The 17,180-nt window shown below is 36.4% G+C and carries 15 protein-coding genes and 1 tRNA gene; all 16 read left to right on the forward strand.

Features of this window, described 5'->3' with window-relative positions:
• Positions 1–65 precede the first annotated feature (65 nt).
• The 16 genes from B5D25_RS09545 (at position 66) to murI (ending at position 17,177) form a co-directional block, all read left to right on the forward strand.
• Positions 66–1,610 (forward strand): glycoside hydrolase family 3 protein, encoded by a 1,545-nt coding sequence (locus B5D25_RS09545; RefSeq protein ID WP_078787738.1) that lies wholly within the window; start codon positions 66–68, stop codon positions 1,608–1,610.
• Between the two features lie 39 nt (positions 1,611–1,649).
• Complete coding sequence (gene cysS, locus B5D25_RS09550; protein WP_078787739.1) at positions 1,650–3,071, forward strand: cysteine--tRNA ligase; 1,422 nt, start codon at positions 1,650–1,652, stop codon at positions 3,069–3,071.
• A complete protein-coding gene (locus B5D25_RS09555; protein ID WP_078787740.1) occupies positions 3,056–3,487 on the forward strand; it encodes a Mini-ribonuclease 3 in 432 nt (143 codons plus the stop codon). The genes cysS and B5D25_RS09555 overlap by 16 nt, the downstream gene beginning before the upstream one ends.
• Positions 3,484–4,377, forward strand: coding sequence for a 23S rRNA (guanosine(2251)-2'-O)-methyltransferase RlmB (rlmB, locus tag B5D25_RS09560; RefSeq protein ID WP_078787741.1), 894 nt, complete (start codon positions 3,484–3,486; stop codon positions 4,375–4,377). Before B5D25_RS09555 ends, rlmB begins: the two co-directional genes overlap by 4 nt.
• Before the next feature lie 4 nt (positions 4,378–4,381).
• Positions 4,382–4,984 (forward strand): sigma-70 family RNA polymerase sigma factor, encoded by a 603-nt coding sequence (locus B5D25_RS09565; RefSeq protein WP_078787742.1) that lies wholly within the window; start codon positions 4,382–4,384, stop codon positions 4,982–4,984.
• Positions 4,985–5,074: 90 nt separating this feature from the next.
• Positions 5,075–5,147: transfer RNA gene (locus tag B5D25_RS09570), tRNA-Thr, on the forward strand.
• Between the two features lie 165 nt (positions 5,148–5,312).
• Positions 5,313–7,238, forward strand: a complete 1,926-nt coding sequence (locus tag B5D25_RS09575) for a dockerin type I domain-containing protein (RefSeq protein WP_078787743.1) — start codon at positions 5,313–5,315, stop codon at positions 7,236–7,238.
• 27 nt (positions 7,239–7,265) lie between these two features.
• A complete protein-coding gene (locus tag B5D25_RS09580; protein WP_078787744.1) occupies positions 7,266–10,055 on the forward strand; it encodes a cadherin-like beta sandwich domain-containing protein in 2,790 nt (929 codons plus the stop codon).
• An 18-nt stretch (positions 10,056–10,073) separates the two neighbouring features.
• On the forward strand, positions 10,074–11,750 hold the full coding sequence (locus tag B5D25_RS09585; protein WP_078787745.1) for a glutamine--tRNA ligase/YqeY domain fusion protein: 1,677 nt from the start codon (positions 10,074–10,076) through the stop codon (positions 11,748–11,750).
• Positions 11,751–11,892: 142 nt separating this feature from the next.
• On the forward strand, positions 11,893–12,456 hold the full coding sequence (locus B5D25_RS09590) for a hypothetical protein (protein WP_078787746.1): 564 nt from the start codon (positions 11,893–11,895) through the stop codon (positions 12,454–12,456).
• 22 nt (positions 12,457–12,478) lie between these two features.
• Positions 12,479–13,381, forward strand: a complete 903-nt coding sequence (locus B5D25_RS09595; RefSeq protein ID WP_078787747.1) for a DNA-3-methyladenine glycosylase family protein — start codon at positions 12,479–12,481, stop codon at positions 13,379–13,381.
• Positions 13,382–13,577: 196 nt separating this feature from the next.
• A complete protein-coding gene (locus B5D25_RS09600) occupies positions 13,578–13,862 on the forward strand; it encodes a co-chaperone GroES (RefSeq protein WP_078787748.1) in 285 nt (94 codons plus the stop codon).
• Positions 13,863–13,895: 33 nt separating this feature from the next.
• Positions 13,896–15,524, forward strand: coding sequence for a chaperonin GroEL (gene groL / locus B5D25_RS09605; protein WP_078787749.1), 1,629 nt, complete (start codon positions 13,896–13,898; stop codon positions 15,522–15,524).
• 168 nt (positions 15,525–15,692) lie between these two features.
• A complete protein-coding gene (locus tag B5D25_RS09610) occupies positions 15,693–15,992 on the forward strand; it encodes a DUF1858 domain-containing protein (RefSeq protein ID WP_423230086.1) in 300 nt (99 codons plus the stop codon).
• Between the two features lie 124 nt (positions 15,993–16,116).
• Positions 16,117–16,365: a heavy-metal-associated domain-containing protein gene (locus B5D25_RS09615; RefSeq protein WP_078787750.1), complete on the forward strand. Its 249-nt coding sequence runs from the start codon at positions 16,117–16,119 to the stop codon at positions 16,363–16,365.
• Positions 16,362–17,177, forward strand: a complete 816-nt coding sequence (murI, locus tag B5D25_RS09620) for a glutamate racemase (protein WP_078787751.1) — start codon at positions 16,362–16,364, stop codon at positions 17,175–17,177. The genes B5D25_RS09615 and murI overlap by 4 nt, the downstream gene beginning before the upstream one ends.
• Positions 17,178–17,180 lie beyond the last annotated feature (3 nt).

Genomic DNA, 17,180 nt, shown 5'->3' on the forward strand with positions numbered 1-17,180 from the left:
AGAGTAAAATGAATAACTAGTATTGTATTGGATGGTTAACTAAATTATCAGGGGGACCTATTGTTTTGAATAATCTGCTTGCTAGACGAAGGAAAACTCTGACGATTCTCGTGATACTTCTTTTAGTATTTTTTGTTATTAATCTCTTGTTCGTTTATCTGATTCATAAAACAAGAAATGATAGAAAAGAAAAAGAGATTAAATTACAAGAAGATATTGACTATCGATATGGCAATAGTCATGACACTGATTCATATGATGATGGCAGTGAGTCTGATGATGAGCCGAATGAAGAAAATTCACCAGATGAAGAAAATGAACCGGTTGATGAATCGGAAGAAACGGATTCTAATAATGAATCTGATGGAGAGGCATCTGTAGTTTCAGGGGTTGAAAAATTAGCTCTTGAATATGACAGGGAGACAAGATATGGCAGGTCTTTACGCAATATTATTTATTTTGCTAAGGAACCGGCGAGAATCAATCGCTGCAAAGAACCTATAATTAGAGCTGTATCTGATCCGGAAAAGGATATATTTCCGGTGGATAATGAAAGAGCCGAACTTGAGAATAAGGTTGATACGGTTCTTGCTAATATGACTCTTCATGAAAAAGTATGTCAGATGTTTATAGTTACGCCGGAAGAGCTTACAGGCTGTTCCGGTTATACTCAATCAGGAGAAGAAACTGCAAAAAAACTTAAAGAATATCCGGTTGCCGGTATTGTTTATTTTGACCGTAATCTGAAGAATAAAGATCAAACTGTAAAGATGATAAATAATACAGTTGAATATTCCAAAGCGGTCAGCGATATACCTATTTTTATAGCTGTAGATGAAGAAGGCGGGCTGGTATCGAGATGTGCCAACAGTCTGGGAACTACATCATTTAAGGATGCATTTGATTATAAGAAGGATGGACCGGATTCTGCTTATGAACATTCGAAAATAATAGCAAGCGATCTTAAAGGACTTGGGTTTAATCTTGATTTTGCGCCGGTTGCGGATACATGGTCTAATCCGTCCAATACCGTTATTGGTAAAAGGGCTTTTAGTAATGAATTTTCGGAAACGCCCAAATTTGTAGATAAAGCAGTACATGGATTTCATGACGGAAATGTTCTTTGTTGTTTAAAGCATTTTCCGGGACATGGAGATACGGCTGAAGACAGTCATAAAGGTTATGCTTATAGTAAGAAAAAATTGGAGCAGCTGGAAAAGGACGAGTTTTTAGCTTTTAAAAAGGGAATAGATGCGGGAACAGATATGGTAATGGTTGCTCATATTATTGTTTCTGCTGTAGATAAAAGGCCGGCATCATTTTCAGAAAAGATGGTCACCGGTGAACTTAGAGGAAAGCTTGGATATGAGGGCGTTATCGTAACGGATTCTCTCGAGATGGGAGCTATTTCCAAAAATTATTCAAGTAAAGATGCAACAATTGCCTGTGTGAAAGCAGGTGTGGATATAATACTCATGCCAAAGAATTTTGATGAAGCTGTAAATGGCCTGGAGAAGGCTGTGACAGATGGCGAAATATCGGAAGAACGTATCGATAAAAGTGTTCGGAGGATATTATTTCTGAAGTATGGTAAACTCAACGGGAAATAATTAATTTAAATATACTGAGAAATGATGGGAGAGTAAGGTATGAAGATTTTTAATACGCTGACCAGAAAAAAAGAAGAATTTGTTCCTTTAACACCGGGCAAGGTTGGTATATATGTATGTGGACCTACGGTTTATGATTATATTCATATTGGTAATGCCAGACCTATGATCGTTTTCGATACACTTAGAAGATATTTTGAATATAAGGGATACGAAGTTAATTACGTATCAAACTTTACAGACGTTGATGACAAGATCATCAAGCGTGCTATAGAAGATAATGTTGAGTCTTCTGTTATATCAGAAAGATTCATCGAGGAATGCAAGAAGGATATGAAGGCTCTTAATGTTAAGCCTGCAACAACACATCCTCAGGCAACCAAAGAAATTCCTGATATGATCGAAATGGTCAATACTCTTATTGAAAAGAAACATGCATATGAGAAGAATGGAACTGTTTACTTCAGAACAAGAAGTTTTGATGGATACGGAAAGCTTTCTCATAAGAATATAGATGATCTTGAATCAGGTCATAGAAAAGAATCACACCAGCTCAAGGTTAGCGGTGAGGATGAGAAAGAAGATGGCCTTGATTTCGTACTTTGGAAGCCTAAAAAAGAAGGCGAGCCTTCTTGGAAATCTCCATGGGGAGACGGTCGTCCGGGTTGGCATCTTGAATGTTCTGTAATGTCAAAGAAATACATTGGCGGAACTATCGACATTCATGCAGGTGGTGAAGATCTTATATTCCCGCATCATGAAAATGAAATAGCACAGAGTGAAGCTGCAAACGGTACAGAATTTGCAAAATACTGGATGCATAACGGTTTCCTTAAGATTGATAATGTGAAGATGAGTAAGTCACTTGGCAATTTCTTCACGGTAAGAGATATTTGCGAAAAGTATGCTCCACAGGTTGTGCGTTTCTTCATGCTTTCTGCTCAGTACAGAAGCCCGCTTAATTTCTCTGAAGAAATGATCATCAATGCCAAAACAGGTCTTGAGAGAATTCTTACTTGCGCAGAAAAACTGAGAGATATTATCGGAAATGAAAATGCTTCTGCAGACATTACAGCAGCTGAAGAAGAGATAGTTAATAATGTTAAGCCATTCGTTGAGAAGTTCGAGGCATCTATGGATGATGACCTCAATACCGCAGATGCAGTTTCTGTTATATTTGAACTTGTTAAATATATCAATTCAAATGTAACTGATGGAAGCAGCAAGGCAGTAGCAAGCAAGCTTTATAATGAACTTAATACTCTTTGCGATATTCTTGGAATTATCCTTGAAAAGAAGGAAGATAGTCTTGATAGTGAAGTAGAGGCTCTTATCGAAGAGAGACAGCAGGCTAGAAAGAACAAGGATTTTGCTAAGGCTGATGAGATTCGTGATAAGCTTCTTGAGATGGGTATCGAACTTAAAGATACCAGAGAAGGAGTAAAATGGAAGAGGATTTAATTCTTTCTAAAAATGTCCTGACTGAGGATGAGATAATCAGAAATTATTCGGGACAGGCGCTTGCTTATATCGGCGACAGTATATTTGATCTTCTGATCAAAGATTTCTTTGTCAGAAAAACAAGTATGCAGACCGAAAAATACCATAAAGTGGTTACGGGAATCGTTAAGGCGGTAAATCAGGCGGCGCTTATTGATGAATTGATTGAAGAAAACCTTCTTACAGATATTGAAGTTGATGTTTATAAGAGGGGAAGAAATTCATCGGTTCATACTAAAGCTAAAAATGCAACAATGGGTGAATATAAGAAGGCTACAGGATTTGAGGCGGTACTTGGATATAATTATATGAAGGGTGAACGTGAAAGACTGGACTTTTTTGTAGAAAGAGCACTTAATAAGGCTGGTTATTTATGAGAAAAGATGATAGAGGAGGTTCTTTTAAAAAGGATTTTAAATCCGGAAAAGATAGAACCTATAATAATAAAAAGAATTTTGCTAAGAGAGATTCTTATGTAGAGAAAAATGATATAAATGCCGATACAGAGGAAAAAGCTGTTTCTAATGAGACGGAAAATACAGGTCTCGCTGAAGGAAGAAATGCTGTTATGGAAGCAATCCGTTCAGGAAGAACTGTAGAGAAAGTATTTATTCAGGAAGGTCTTAGCGACGGTACTATATTAAGTATTGTTCGTGAGATCAAAAAGAGAAATATATTACATTCATTTGTAAGTCGTGACAGACTTGATCAGATGTCTGAATCGGGAAGACACCAGGGGGTTATCGCCCAGTGTGCTGAGTATTCATATTCTGAAATAGAGGATATATTTGATAAGGCTAAGGAAAAAGGTGAAGATCCATTTATCATAATTCTTGATGAGATAGAAGATCCACATAACCTTGGGGCTATTATCAGAACTGCAAATCTTTGCGGGGCACATGGTGTTATCATTCCAAAGCACAGAGCTGCAGGACTTACGTCTACAGCAGTCAGAGCTTCTGCGGGAGCTATAAATTACACACCGGTTGTTAAGGTTACAAATATTTCCAAAACTATAGAAGAGCTTAAGGAAAGAGGTATATGGTTCGCCTGCGCGGATATGCAGGGTGAGGTTATGTATCGCTGCAATCTTAAGGGACCTATAGGTCTTGTTATCGGAAATGAAGGTAATGGGGTTTCAAGACTGGTAAAAGAAAAATGTGATTATATTGTATCAATACCTATGAAGGGAGATATTGATTCGCTTAATGCTTCGGTTGCAGCCGGAGTGCTTTGCTTCGAAGTTGTTAGACAGAGGATGGGGTAAGTAAATGTTGGATTATTTTAAAATGACTGACACGGAGCTCGTTATGATGTCGAGGAATGGGGATGCCTCAGCAGAAGAGTTTCTGATGAAAAAATACAGTCGTTTAGTACGGAAAGAAATCAGATTTCTTTTCATTATGGGGGCTGACAGTGACGATCTTCTTCAGGAAGGAATGATCGGACTTGTAAAAGCTATTAGGGGTTATGTTCCTGAAAATAATGCTTCTTTCAGCACATTTGCAACAGTATGTGTGAGAAGACAGATAAGAACAGCTATAACTTCATATAACAGAAAAAAGCATTCACCGCTTAATACTTATGTTTCATTTTATTCCGGCGAGGATGAAGGGGCAGACATGATAGATATCATGTGTGAGTCTGACATAGATAATCCTGAGAAGATTGTTCTAGCTGAGGAAAAAAGAAATGAAATATATAAAGATATAGAAGAGAAGCTTAGTGATATGGAAAAGGACATACTCAGGTTATATCTGAGGGGTCTTTCATATTCAGATATATCAATGGAAACAGGTAAAAATGAAAAGGCTGTAAATAATGCTCTGACCAGAATAAGGTTAAAACTTAAAGAGCGTAAGCCGGAGAACTAAGATTTAAATAAAAGATTCTTTAGTACCGGCAAAAACATATTTGCTTATTGACAAAAAGCTTCATTTTTATTATTATTTTCTAGTGATTTCGCTGTTATAGCTCAGTCGGTAGAGCGCAACATCGGTAATGTTGAGGTCACGGGTTCGATTCCCGTTAGCAGCTTAAAGGCAGAACTTATGGTTCTGCCTTTTTTGTATCTGTCATGGACTGTAAAACACAAAATATGTAAAAAAATCTGGTTTTTATACCAATCAAATATTGTTAAAAGAAAGTGTTTATGCTAAAATAACTAAAAGCTATGAGTTTTAATTTCGAAAGGTATGATAAATGAAAAAAAGAAGTCGTAAGATTGTAAAAAAGCTGACTTCTCTTATGTTGTGCATAGCTTATTTTACAGTCATATTATGTGGGTCTGTTTATATGAACAGTATCAATTCGGTAAATGCAGCGACGGAGGATTCCGGCGTTGTAGATTTTTGCGCTGTTCAGACGGATGAAGACGGCGCAGATCTATCAGAAACGTCTCTTGCGACTGGAAATGATGCCATTTCGGATGATGAAATTTCAGATGAAGATCAATCTACCGGTAAAGATTCCGGAGAAGAAAACTTGGCTACACCGGGTGATTCGGAAATAACTGCTGATGAAGAAGATTCAGTTGATATTAATAATGCAACTTATGATAAGACTGATTTTGAGCAATATATGAAGAGCCAGGGATTCCCTGACAGCTATAAGCCTTATCTTCGAGAAATGCACAGTAAGCATCCAACATGGATATTTAAAGCGGTTAAAACAGGTATAGATTGGAATACTCTTATTGAGAATGAGAAGAATAAACCGGGTGCTGTAAAGAATCTTTATGAATGTTATCCGAGCAGTCCTCATTATGGATACAGATCTACTGAAGTTGGATATAACTGGGCAACCGACAGATATACTCCTTATGATGGATATGTATGGTTCGCTGCATCTGAAGATATTGTAAAATTCTATATTGATCCAAGAATATATCTTGATGAAGTATATGTATTTGCTTTTGAAGCTTTATCATATCAGGAAGGTGCCCAAAATAAAAATGGAGTCGAAGCTATCCTTAAAGGAAGCTTTATGTATAAATCAAAACCAAAAGGCAGTAATTTATATTATTCTCAGATTATGCTGAATGCTGCAAAGAAAAGCGGCGTCAGTGCATATCATATCGCATCTAGAATAAGACAGGAGATGGGAAGTGAAGCCGGAGTTGCGGCTCTTGGTAACAGTTCATCTTATCCGGGTATTTATAATTTCTTTAATATCGGTGCATATGATTCTTCTGAAGGAAATGCAATCTTAAACGGACTTAGATATGCTTCCGGTTCCGGATCTTACGGAAGACCGTGGAATTCGGCTGTAAAATCCATTGAAGGCGGAGCAAGTTATATTTCCGGTTCATTTATAAGTGAAGGGCAGGATACGATTTATACTCAGAAATTCAATGTAACCAATAAAGATTGTCTTTTCTGGAATCAGTATATGTCTAATGTACAGGCTCCTTCGAGCGAGGCATATTCACAATATAAAGCATATGCCAATAATGGACTTCTTGAATCATCAATTGTATTTAAGATTCCTGTTTATACAAATATGCCGAAAAAAACATGTGAAAAACCGGCAGATACGGGTAATCCAAATAACTGGCTTGATGATATAGCGGTTAAGAAAAGTCCGAAAGATAGTACAAAATATAAGATATCACCTTCTTTTTCGGGTGATGTCCTTGAATACTCGGTAACAGTTCCTGCGGGTACAAAGCAGGTTTATGTTGATGCCGAGCCTGTTAACAGGGAGGCTGTTATTTCAGGTGATGGATATATCACTCTGGACAGCAATAAGAAAACGGTCAAGATGGTAGTTAAGGCTGAAAACGGAAAAACCAGAACGTATAAACTTTCAATTGTAAGAAGCGGTGGTTCGACGTCATCAACAACCGAGAAAAAGACCGAAAAGACTACGCTAAAATCAACTGAAAAGACGACGGAAAAGTCAACTCAGAAAACAGACCAAAGTGTACATAAAGGGGATCTGAGCGGCGATGGCAAGATCAATGCTCTCGATATTATCTTTATTCAGCGACTTATAGTCGGACTTGATAAAGTAACAGATACCAAAAAAGCTTTGGCTGATATAAACGGTGATGGGAAAATAAATGCCCTGGACATAATATTTGTGCAACGTCATATAGTAGGGCTTCAGAAAATAGAGTGGAAGTAAAAGTATAGAAAAGAGAAGGAAAAGAAAATGAAAACTAATCTTAAAAAGATCACGGCACTTATAATGGCATTTTTAGTAATGTCGGTAACGGTTTTTGGTATCAGCAAAAGTAATGTTCATGCTGCAGGTATTTATCTGTCGCTTTCATTCTCTGCCAGTGAAGTAAGCATCGGTGATGAGGTATATGTTACTGTATCTGCATCAAGTGATGAATATTTCTCCTGCGATATCAATGTAGGATACGATAGTGGCGTGCTTGAATTTGTAGGTAATAGTTTTGGTTCGGGAACAACAATCAATATTTCCGGAACATCAGGATCCGGAACATTAACATTTAGAGCTATAGCTTCGGGTTCGGCTTATGTATATACTTCATCAGATGGATATAATCTTGATGGCGAAAGCGTAGATATAAGCGATCAGGGAGCATATATTTATGTTGGTTCAGATGAAACAACAGAAGAGACTACTGAGGAAACAGAAGAAACAACAGAAGAAACAACAGAAGAAAAAAGCGAGGAAAAAACAACAGAAGAAGATAAAGATAAGTCAAAAGATTGCAGTCTTATCAGCATCAGACTTGGTGATGGTACACTTCATCCTGAATTCGATTCTGAGACAACATCTTACTCTGTAGAGCTTAAAGAAGGAACAAAGAGCCTTGATATTACAGCTTTGGTTAATGATGAGAAATCAACATATTATGTAGATGGTAATGAAAACTTATCTGAGGGTGAAAATACTATTTCCATCGTAGTTACTGCAGAAAACGGTGCATACAGAACTTATACAATTTATGCAACTGTTGGTAAGGCAGATGATACTAAGGTTGATTTTAAAGTAGACGGTAAGAAATACGAGCTGGTTGATAAGGAAGACATTTCTATAGAAGTTCCAAAGGACTTCAAGGAAACAGATGTTATTTATAAAAAGAAAAAGATTAGTGGTTATGCTTCACCAAATAAGCTTGTTAAGATCATTTGTCTTAAGAATGATAAGGACGAGCAGGCATGGTTTATTATAGGAAATAATGATAGTATTTCAAAGTATGTAGAGCATAAGGGAAGTAATCTTAGACTTATATTTACAGAGAAGCCTGAAAATGTACAGGTTCCAAAGGGATTCTCAGCGAAGAAAATAGATATAGATAAGAATTCTTCGGATGTTTATGTATCTGATAAGGATAATAGTTTTTATCTTGTATATGCTATAAATCTTGATGATCAGGAAGGCTGGTATCTTTACGATTCTCTTGAAGGAACTTATGTAAGATATGCGGACATTTCTGAAAATGAAGTTAAAGCAACACCTGATGAACCAAAGACAATAATTGTTGAAAAGACAGTTCCTGCACAGGAGAAGGGATTCTTCACAAAGAAGACTCTCAAGAAACTCATTTGGGTTATGGCGGGTATGTTTATAGCACTTTGTATTCTTTGTATTGTACTTTTCTTCATCAATAATAACCTCAGCAAGAAACTTAAGAAGGTTGAGAGAAGTCTGAAGGGTGGAAAGAATTCCGACAAAGGAAAGGTTTCAAATAAAGAAAGCAAAGAAAACCAAAAAGATAGTAAAAAAGAAAAAAATACTCAGCAAAACGGTGAAGAGATTGTTTCAAAGGCGGTTATTCCTACTGAAGGAACAGAAGTATCGGAAGACGCAAATGAAGCTGAAGCATATGATAATTATGCGGATGAGTCTGAATATGCTGATAATAATGTAGAATATAATGATGACCAGGCTTATGATAATAATCCTGAATATTCCGAAGAAGGATATACTGAAGGCGGCTATTCTGAGGAAGGCTATTCTGAAGATGGGTATGCCGAGGGTCAGGAATATTCAGAAGAAGGTTATTCAGAAAATGGATATTCTGAAGATGATTACGAAGCAGAATCTGATGCTGCAGTATATAATTATGATCAGAATTATCAGGATGAATATGCAGGTGAAGAAGGTGCATATTCTGATAGTGAGTATTCAGAAGACGGTGATGGAGAAGATTATTCGGAAGAAGAATATGCTGATTCAGCAGTAAGTGAAGCAGAATATGAAACATATGATGATGCTGTATTAGATGAGGCAGATTATCAGGAAGAAGTTTCCGAACAAGATGGATATACAGGAAATGCTTCATTTGAAAGAAATATTCCTAATGCCGGTGATACAGGATATTTTGAAAATCCATTCAATATAACAAGAAAGGCTGAGAAGCCATCTGTTTCATACAGCTTTAAGCAGTATGACGGAGGTGTTACCGGAAATATCGAAGTATCTGAAGTTGCAGCTGCTTCTGAAGTTACCAATTCATCAGGAATCGTAAATATGGATTCGGCTCCTCTTTATGCAAATGTTCAGAAGAAGGATATTGGTGGTATAACAGGATGCATCTTCACGACTACAGAAATTGGTGGTGTTAACGCATCGGGAGTTATGGATGATGCTCCTACGTTTGAAACAAAGGGAATTGTTCTTGAAGAAGCTATAGATAACAACAGTAATGTTAATGTTCCTCCTGCACAGGAAATCTCAAGCAGAGAAGAAGCTATGAGAAAGAGACCATACGGAATTGATTCTGCATTTGATGTTGTTGATGAAAAGGATTATAATCCATCTAAGGCTGATCAGAACACAGTAGAAAAAGTTGAGATAATTCATAAGCCAAATGTAGAAGAGACGAATACACTCAACGCTGCTGCGGCTGCATTTGCAAATATAAAGAAGAGTGTCGAAGAGTCAGAGGATGAGGAAGTATCAAATGATATTCCTGACAATGATGAGGATATAGTTTTCCCAACAATGCATTCTGATGAATAATGACACGGAGGATAAATTATGGAAGAAACAGTAATCTCTAAAAATTTTATTGAGCAGATCATTGATAAGGATCTTGAGGAAGGTAAATATACAAAGATCGTTACAAGATTTCCACCTGAACCAAATGGATATCTGCATATAGGACATGCTAAATCAATACTTCTTAATTCAGGACTGGCTAAGAAGTATAATGGACAGTTTAATCTTAGATTTGATGATACAAATCCTACTAAGGAGAAGACAGAATTCGTTGAGTCGATCACAAAGGATGTTGAATGGCTTGGTGCTGATTTCAGAGGAGAGATATTCTTTGCATCAAATTATTTCGACCAGATGTATGAAGCTGCTGTCAAACTCATAAAGAAAGGAAAGGCTTATGTCTGTGACCTTTCAGCAGATGAGATAAGAGAGTATAGAGGTACTCTTACTGAGCCGGGTAAAAACAGCCCATACAGAGACAGAAGCATCGAAGAAAATCTTGCGCTTTTTGAAGCGATGAAAAATGGTGAATTCCCTGATGGTTCGAAGGTCCTTCGTGCTAAGATTGATATGAGTTCGCCAAATATCAATATGCGTGATCCTGTTATTTACAGAATAGCACGTATGACTCATCACAATACAGGTGATAAGTGGTGCATTTATCCGATGTATGATTTCGCTCATCCGATTGAAGATGCAATAGAAGGTGTTACACATTCTATATGTACTCTTGAGTTTGAAGATCACAGACCGCTTTATGACTGGGTTGTAAATGAGCTTGAGTATGAGCACCCACCAAAGCAGATCGAATTTGCAAAGCTTTATCTTACAAATGTTATCACAGGTAAGAGATATATTAAGAAGCTCGTTGAAGACGGTATTGTTGATGGATGGGATGATCCTAGACTTGTTACAATTGCTTCACTTAGAAGAAGAGGTTTCACACCGGAAGCATTAAAGACTTTCATGGAACTTATCGGTGTAAGTAAAAGCCAGGCATCAGTTGATTATGCATATCTAGAATATGTTATCAGAGAAGATCTTAAGACTAAGGTTCCACGTATGATGGCTGTTCTTGATCCAATCAAGCTTGTTATAGATAATTATCCGGAAGGTGAAACTGAGTATTTCGATATCGAGAATAATCCGGATGATGAAAATGCCGGCACTCGTAAAGTTTCTTTCTCAAGAGAATTATATATCGAGAGAGAGGATTTTATGGAAGAGCCTCCTAAGAAGTATTTTAGATTATTCCCTGGAAATGAGGTTAGACTTAAAGGTGCATACTTTGTTAAATGCGTTGGATTTGATAAGGATGCAGAAGGAAATATAGTTACGATCCATTGTACATATGACCCTGAAACAAGATCCGGAAATGGTTTTGAAGGAAGAAAGGTAAAGGGTACTATTCATTGGGTTAACGCTGCTGATTCATATGAAGCAACGGTAAGACTGTATGAAAACCTTGTTGATGAAGAAAAAGGCAAATTAAATGAGGATGGAAGCATTAATTTCAATCCGAATTCCCTTACTGTAATTAATAATGCGAGACTTGAAAGTTGCCTTAAAGATGCAAAGATCGCTGAATCATTCCAGTTTATAAGAAATGGATACTTTACAGTTGATAGTAAGGATTCAAAAGATGGAGAGCCTGTATTTAACAGAATAGTATCTCTTAAGAGTTCTTATAAACCTGGAGCAAATACCACAAAATAAATTGTTATTATACACAAATACAGTAATATTTTGCATATGTTACAAAAAAGTATTTGTAATTTATGTAAATGGTATTATAATCAGAGAAGTGGTATTGATATCACGATATATTTTTGGTTTTTTGTAAAATGTGGAGTGAGTTATGGGTAAGAAAAAAGATAAGAAGTCAGTTTACATTCTTTTGACTAGAACAGAAACGGTACCATCTAGAGTTATTCATTTTTTTAAGAGAATGCCATATGTTCATGTTTCTATAGCTTTAGATGAGGAACTTGATGAGCTTTATAGTTTCGCAAGAAAGAAGATCCGAAATCCATTCAGATGTGGATTTATTGATGAAGATATTAACAGTGGTATCTTCGCAAGAGATACAGAGACTAAATGTCAGGTTTTAAGACTTAAGCTGACAGAAAGACAGTATCAGGATGTAAAAAGGTCTATTGAAGTATTTAAGTCGGATAGGGAAAAGTACAAATACAATTTCCTTGGCGTCTTTCTTATCTATTTTCATATTAGCTTTGAAAGAAAATATAAATATTTTTGCTCTGAATTCGTAGATAAAGTTTTAAAGATGAGTGGTATTGATCTTTTTGATAAATCTTCAGGAAGAGTAATACCTGACGATTTCAGAAAATGTGATAAACTTGAAAAAACCTTCGAAGGAAAGCTTACATCATATAGAGATTTCCTTAGAAGCGGTGTTTAATTTATTATTTTCGGAGTTTTAAATGAAAATTTATATGGACGGTAACGATACCGTTTTGACTCATGTAGAAGATTTTAATTTAAAAGAAACTTTAGAATGTGGTCAGTGCTTTAACTTTGTCAGAAAAGATATAAGCACTGACAATTCTTTTTGTTATAGGATAATAGCGCACGGTAACGCGCTTATTGTAGAACAGGATAACAGAAGTAAAGAAGATGGATGTATTCTGAGATTATATAACACGGATATTCATGAGTATGAGACGATATGGGAACATTATTTTGATCTGTATACAGATTATAAGACTATAAAGGAAAGTATAATAAAGGGTTCGGGCGAACTTCAGGATATTATAAAAGAAAATAGCGGTATAAGACTTCTGAACCAGGAGTATTTTGAGACGCTTATTTCATTTATTATTTCACAGAATAAGCAGATCCCGCAGATTAAAGCTGTTGTTAAAAATATTTCTCAAATGGCCGGAAAAGTGATTAAGGATAATGGTGAAGAAGTCTATTCATTTCCTGATGCATTGGAACTTGCAAAATTATCTGAGGAGAATATCAGAGAATGTAAGGCAGGATTCAGGGCGCCGTATATAATGGATGCCGTTAGACTTTATCTTGATGGCAGTATTAAAGAGGATGAATTTATCGGGATTTCAACGGATGATGCAAGGAAGCTTCTCATGACTGTAAAAGGTGTGGGTGAAAAGGTTGCTAATTGTGTACTTTTATACAGTCTTGGTAGAAGAGAAGCATTTCCGGTGGATGTCTGGATGAAACGTATAATGGAGCATTTATATTTTAAGAAGGATACCGATAAGAAAGTGATAGAAGAATATGCATATGAAAAGTATGGAGAATATGCAGGATATGCCCAGCAGTATCTATTTATATATGGAAAGAATAATCTTATGAAATGACAGATCATGGATTTGTGATTTTCGATATATGAAAAATCATTTTCCGAGAACGCAAAAAGATTAACACAATGTTCATACAATTGTCTGTTTTATTTGAAATTTTATATTGATTTTTATTAATTACTTGTTATAATGATAATTGTGTTAGCACTCAAAGTTAGTGAGTGCTAAAGAAAAGAATAGGAGGAATATTATTATGAAGATTTCACCACTTGGCGACAGAGTTGTTCTTAAGTCAGCAGAAGTTGAAGAAACAACAAAGTCAGGTATTATACTTACAGGAAACTCAAAGGAAAAGCCTGTTTATTCAGAGGTTGTTGCAGTTGGTCCTGGAGCAGTTGTAGATGGTAAGAAGGTTCCTATGGAAGTTAAAGTAGGACAGAAAGTTATATATTCTAAGTATGCCGGAACTGAAGTTAAATTCGGTGAGGATGAATATACTATCGTTAAGCAGGGAGACATCCTTGCAGTTGTTGAATAATAAGGTTTATTGTAAAACCGGGAGGATATAATAATGGCTAAGGAAATTAAGTACGGTGCTGAGGCTAGAAAGGCACTTGAGGCTGGAGTTAATCAGCTTGCAGATACAGTTAGAGTAACACTTGGACCTAAAGGAAGAAATGTTGTTCTTGACAAATCATATGGTACACCACTTATCACAAATGATGGTGTAACAATCGCTAAGGAAATCACACTTGATGATCCATTTGAAAATATGGGTGCTCAGGTTGTTAAGGAAGTTGCTACAAAGACAAATGATGTTGCAGGTGATGGTACAACAACAGCTACTGTTCTTGCACAGGCTATGATCAATGAAGGTATGAAGAACCTTGCTGCAGGTGCTAATCCTATCGTTCTTCGTAAGGGAATGAAGAAGGCAACTGAAGAAGCTGTTAAGGCTATCACAGCTATGTCTAAGAAGGTAACAGGTAAGGATCAGATCGCTAAGGTTGCTGCAATTTCTGCAGGTGATGAAGAGGTTGGTAAGCTTGTTGCTGATGCTATGGATAAGGTTTCTAAAGATGGTGTTATCACTGTTGAAGAATCTAAGACAATGCAGACAGAACTTGACCTTGTAGAAGGTATGCAGTTCGACAGAGGATATGTATCAGCATATATGGCAACAGATATGGAAAAGATGGTTGCTGAACTTGATGATCCATACATCCTTATTACAGATAAGAAGATTTCAAATATTCAGGATATCCTTCCACTTCTTGAGCAGATTGTTCAGAGCGGAAGAAAGCTCCTTATAATTGCTGAAGATATCGAAGGTGAAGCTCTTACAACACTTATCGTTAATAAACTTCGTGGAACATTCCAGGTTGTTGGTGTTAAAGCTCCTGGTTATGGTGATAGACGTAAGGATATGCTTCAGGATATCGCAATTCTTACAGGTGGTACAGTTATTTCATCTGATCTTGGTTTCGAACTTAAGGATACAACAATGGATCAGCTTGGACGTGCTAAGTCTGTTAAGGTTACAAAGGAAAATACAACAATCGTTGATGGTCTTGGTAAGAAAGCAACAATCAAGGATCGTGTAGCTCTTATTAAGCAGCAGATTACAACTACAACTTCTGAATTTGACAAAGAGAAACTTCAGGAGAGACTTGCTAAGCTTGCAGGTGGTGTTGCAGTTGTTCGTGTTGGTGCAGCTACAGAGACAGAAATGAAGGAAGCTAAGCTTAGACTTGAAGATGCTCTTAATGCTACAAGAGCAGCTGTTGAAGAGGGTATCATCTCAGGTGGTGGAGCAGCTTATGTTCATGCTATCAAGAAGGTAGAGAAGCTTGCTGCAAGTCTTGAAGGAGATGAGAAGACTGGTGCTAACATCATCATCAAGGCTCTTGAAGCTCCACTTTTCCATATTGTTGCAAATGCAGGTCTTGAAGGCGCTGTAATTGTTAACAAGGTTAAAGAAGAGAAGGATGCAATCGGATTTAATGCATACTCAGAAGAGTTTGTAAATATGGTTGATGCAGGTATCATCGATCCTGTTAAGGTTACAAGAACAGCTCTTCAGAATGCTACATCTATCGCTTCAACACTTCTTACAACAGAGTCAGTTGTTGCTGATATCAAGGAAGAAGCTCCTGCTATGCCTGCCGGTGGAATGGGCGGCATGGGTGGAATGATGTAAAAATACCCATAAATCAAGTATAGATATATCAATTTTTACTGCTTGAATAATCTCATATCATAATGTAATATATGTTATTATCTTGGTGGTATATCTTTGATAGAGATGCCAGATTATCTTGGAATAAAGTTAACGGTGTATGTTTTATATGTTATTGAGGTGATTTAAGTGGACGAAGAAATTATTAAGTCAGATGATATAAAAGAAGAGGAATCTAAAGAATCATCTTCAGAAGTTTCTGCTGATGAGAAGAAGATTCCGATTACTAAGGATATGAACATTGGATATATTCTTCAGTTACATCCGGAGAGTGCTGTACTTCTTATGAGTGTCGGCATGGGATGTATCACCTGCTATGCAGCAGAGCTTGAGTCTCTTGCAGAAGCATGCATAGTTCATGGTCTCGATGCTGATGATGTTGTAGAATATCTTAATGGAGAACTTGGACTGCTTACTGTAGAACAATAGTTTAGTGACATTTTATATTATGTGATATATAATAACAAGGCAGCAGTACATGCTGCCTTGTTGCATTTAAAAGTTTCATTAATAAGTCTTATTAATAAAATGTTTTATAAAGAAGGAAAAATGTATGGTTAAAACGATTGTTGGTGTAGAGGGTATGATGTGCCCTATGTGTGAATCCCATGTATGTGATGCTATCAGAAATAAAATCAATCCTAAAAAAGTAAATGCTTCACACAAGAAGAAACAGGTAGAGATTATTTCTGACGAAGAAATATCAGAAGAGTTAATAAAAGAAGTCATTAATCCTACGGGATATACAGTTACTAACGTTGAGAGTGAAGAATATAGTAAAAAGGGACTCTTTAGAAAATGAAAATAGGAATTATGGATTCAGGAATCGGGGGACTTTCTGTTCTGCATGAAGCACTTCACCTTCTTCCGGATGAAGAATATTTATTTTATGCAGATGTTGATCATGTTCCGTATGGACTGAAAACTCCGGGGCAGATTCTTGGTTATGTTACAGAAATAACGGAATTTTTAATTAGAAATAAATGTGATGTGGTAGTTGTTGCATGTAATACGGCTACTGCTGTTGCGATAGATAATCTTAGGGAGAGATTTAATCTTCCTATTATAGGTATGGAACCTGCGGTAAAACCGGCAGTTCTTCAAAGTAATGATAAGAGAGTTATGGTTATGGCTACACCGGTAACCATAAGAGAGAATAAGCTGAGGATGCTTATTGCAAAAGTGGATGAAGAGCATAAATGTGACCTTCTTCCTATGCCAAGACTTGTTAATTTCGCAGAAATGGAAATGTTCGAATCTAAAGAAGTATATGATTATATCTCTTCGGAATTAGAACCTTACGATCTTTCGAATTATTCGGAACTTGTACTTGGATGTACTCATTTTAACTATTTTAAACCTTGTTTCAGAAAACTTTTTGGCAAGGATATTGAATTCATTGATGGAAATGGCGGTACAGTACGACATCTCGCTGATATGATGAAAGCTACTATAGATACAACAAAGAAAGAGATTATATATAATAATCCTTTTGATCTTTTATATGATACCAAAGTGCTTTATTATGCTTCAGGTCGTGCTATTAAAGACGAGAAGATGCTTACACATATTATGAGGCTTCATAATCGTCTTGAAGAAGTAAGAAGTATATAAAGA

Origin of the sequence: Eubacterium ruminantium, from assembly GCF_900167085.1 — a bacterium.
Classification (GTDB): domain Bacteria; phylum Bacillota; class Clostridia; order Lachnospirales; family Lachnospiraceae; genus Eubacterium_Q; species Eubacterium_Q ruminantium.

Coding starts and splice junctions, on each gene's coding strand:
- B5D25_RS09585 (WP_078787745.1), top strand. CDS start 10,074: ATGGAAGAAACAGTAATCTCTAAAAATTTTATTGAGCAGATCATTGAT.
- B5D25_RS09615 (WP_078787750.1), top strand. CDS start 16,117: ATGGTTAAAACGATTGTTGGTGTAGAGGGTATGATGTGCCCTATGTGT.
- B5D25_RS09595 (WP_078787747.1), top strand. CDS start 12,479: ATGAAAATTTATATGGACGGTAACGATACCGTTTTGACTCATGTAGAA.
- rlmB (WP_078787741.1), top strand. CDS start 3,484: ATGAGAAAAGATGATAGAGGAGGTTCTTTTAAAAAGGATTTTAAATCC.
- groL (WP_078787749.1), top strand. CDS start 13,896: ATGGCTAAGGAAATTAAGTACGGTGCTGAGGCTAGAAAGGCACTTGAG.
- B5D25_RS09600 (WP_078787748.1), top strand. CDS start 13,578: ATGAAGATTTCACCACTTGGCGACAGAGTTGTTCTTAAGTCAGCAGAA.
- cysS (WP_078787739.1), top strand. CDS start 1,650: ATGAAGATTTTTAATACGCTGACCAGAAAAAAAGAAGAATTTGTTCCT.
- B5D25_RS09590 (WP_078787746.1), top strand. CDS start 11,893: ATGGGTAAGAAAAAAGATAAGAAGTCAGTTTACATTCTTTTGACTAGA.
- B5D25_RS09555 (WP_078787740.1), top strand. CDS start 3,056: ATGGAAGAGGATTTAATTCTTTCTAAAAATGTCCTGACTGAGGATGAG.
- B5D25_RS09565 (WP_078787742.1), top strand. CDS start 4,382: ATGTTGGATTATTTTAAAATGACTGACACGGAGCTCGTTATGATGTCG.
- B5D25_RS09580 (WP_078787744.1), top strand. CDS start 7,266: ATGAAAACTAATCTTAAAAAGATCACGGCACTTATAATGGCATTTTTA.
- B5D25_RS09575 (WP_078787743.1), top strand. CDS start 5,313: ATGAAAAAAAGAAGTCGTAAGATTGTAAAAAAGCTGACTTCTCTTATG.
- murI (WP_078787751.1), top strand. CDS start 16,362: ATGAAAATAGGAATTATGGATTCAGGAATCGGGGGACTTTCTGTTCTG.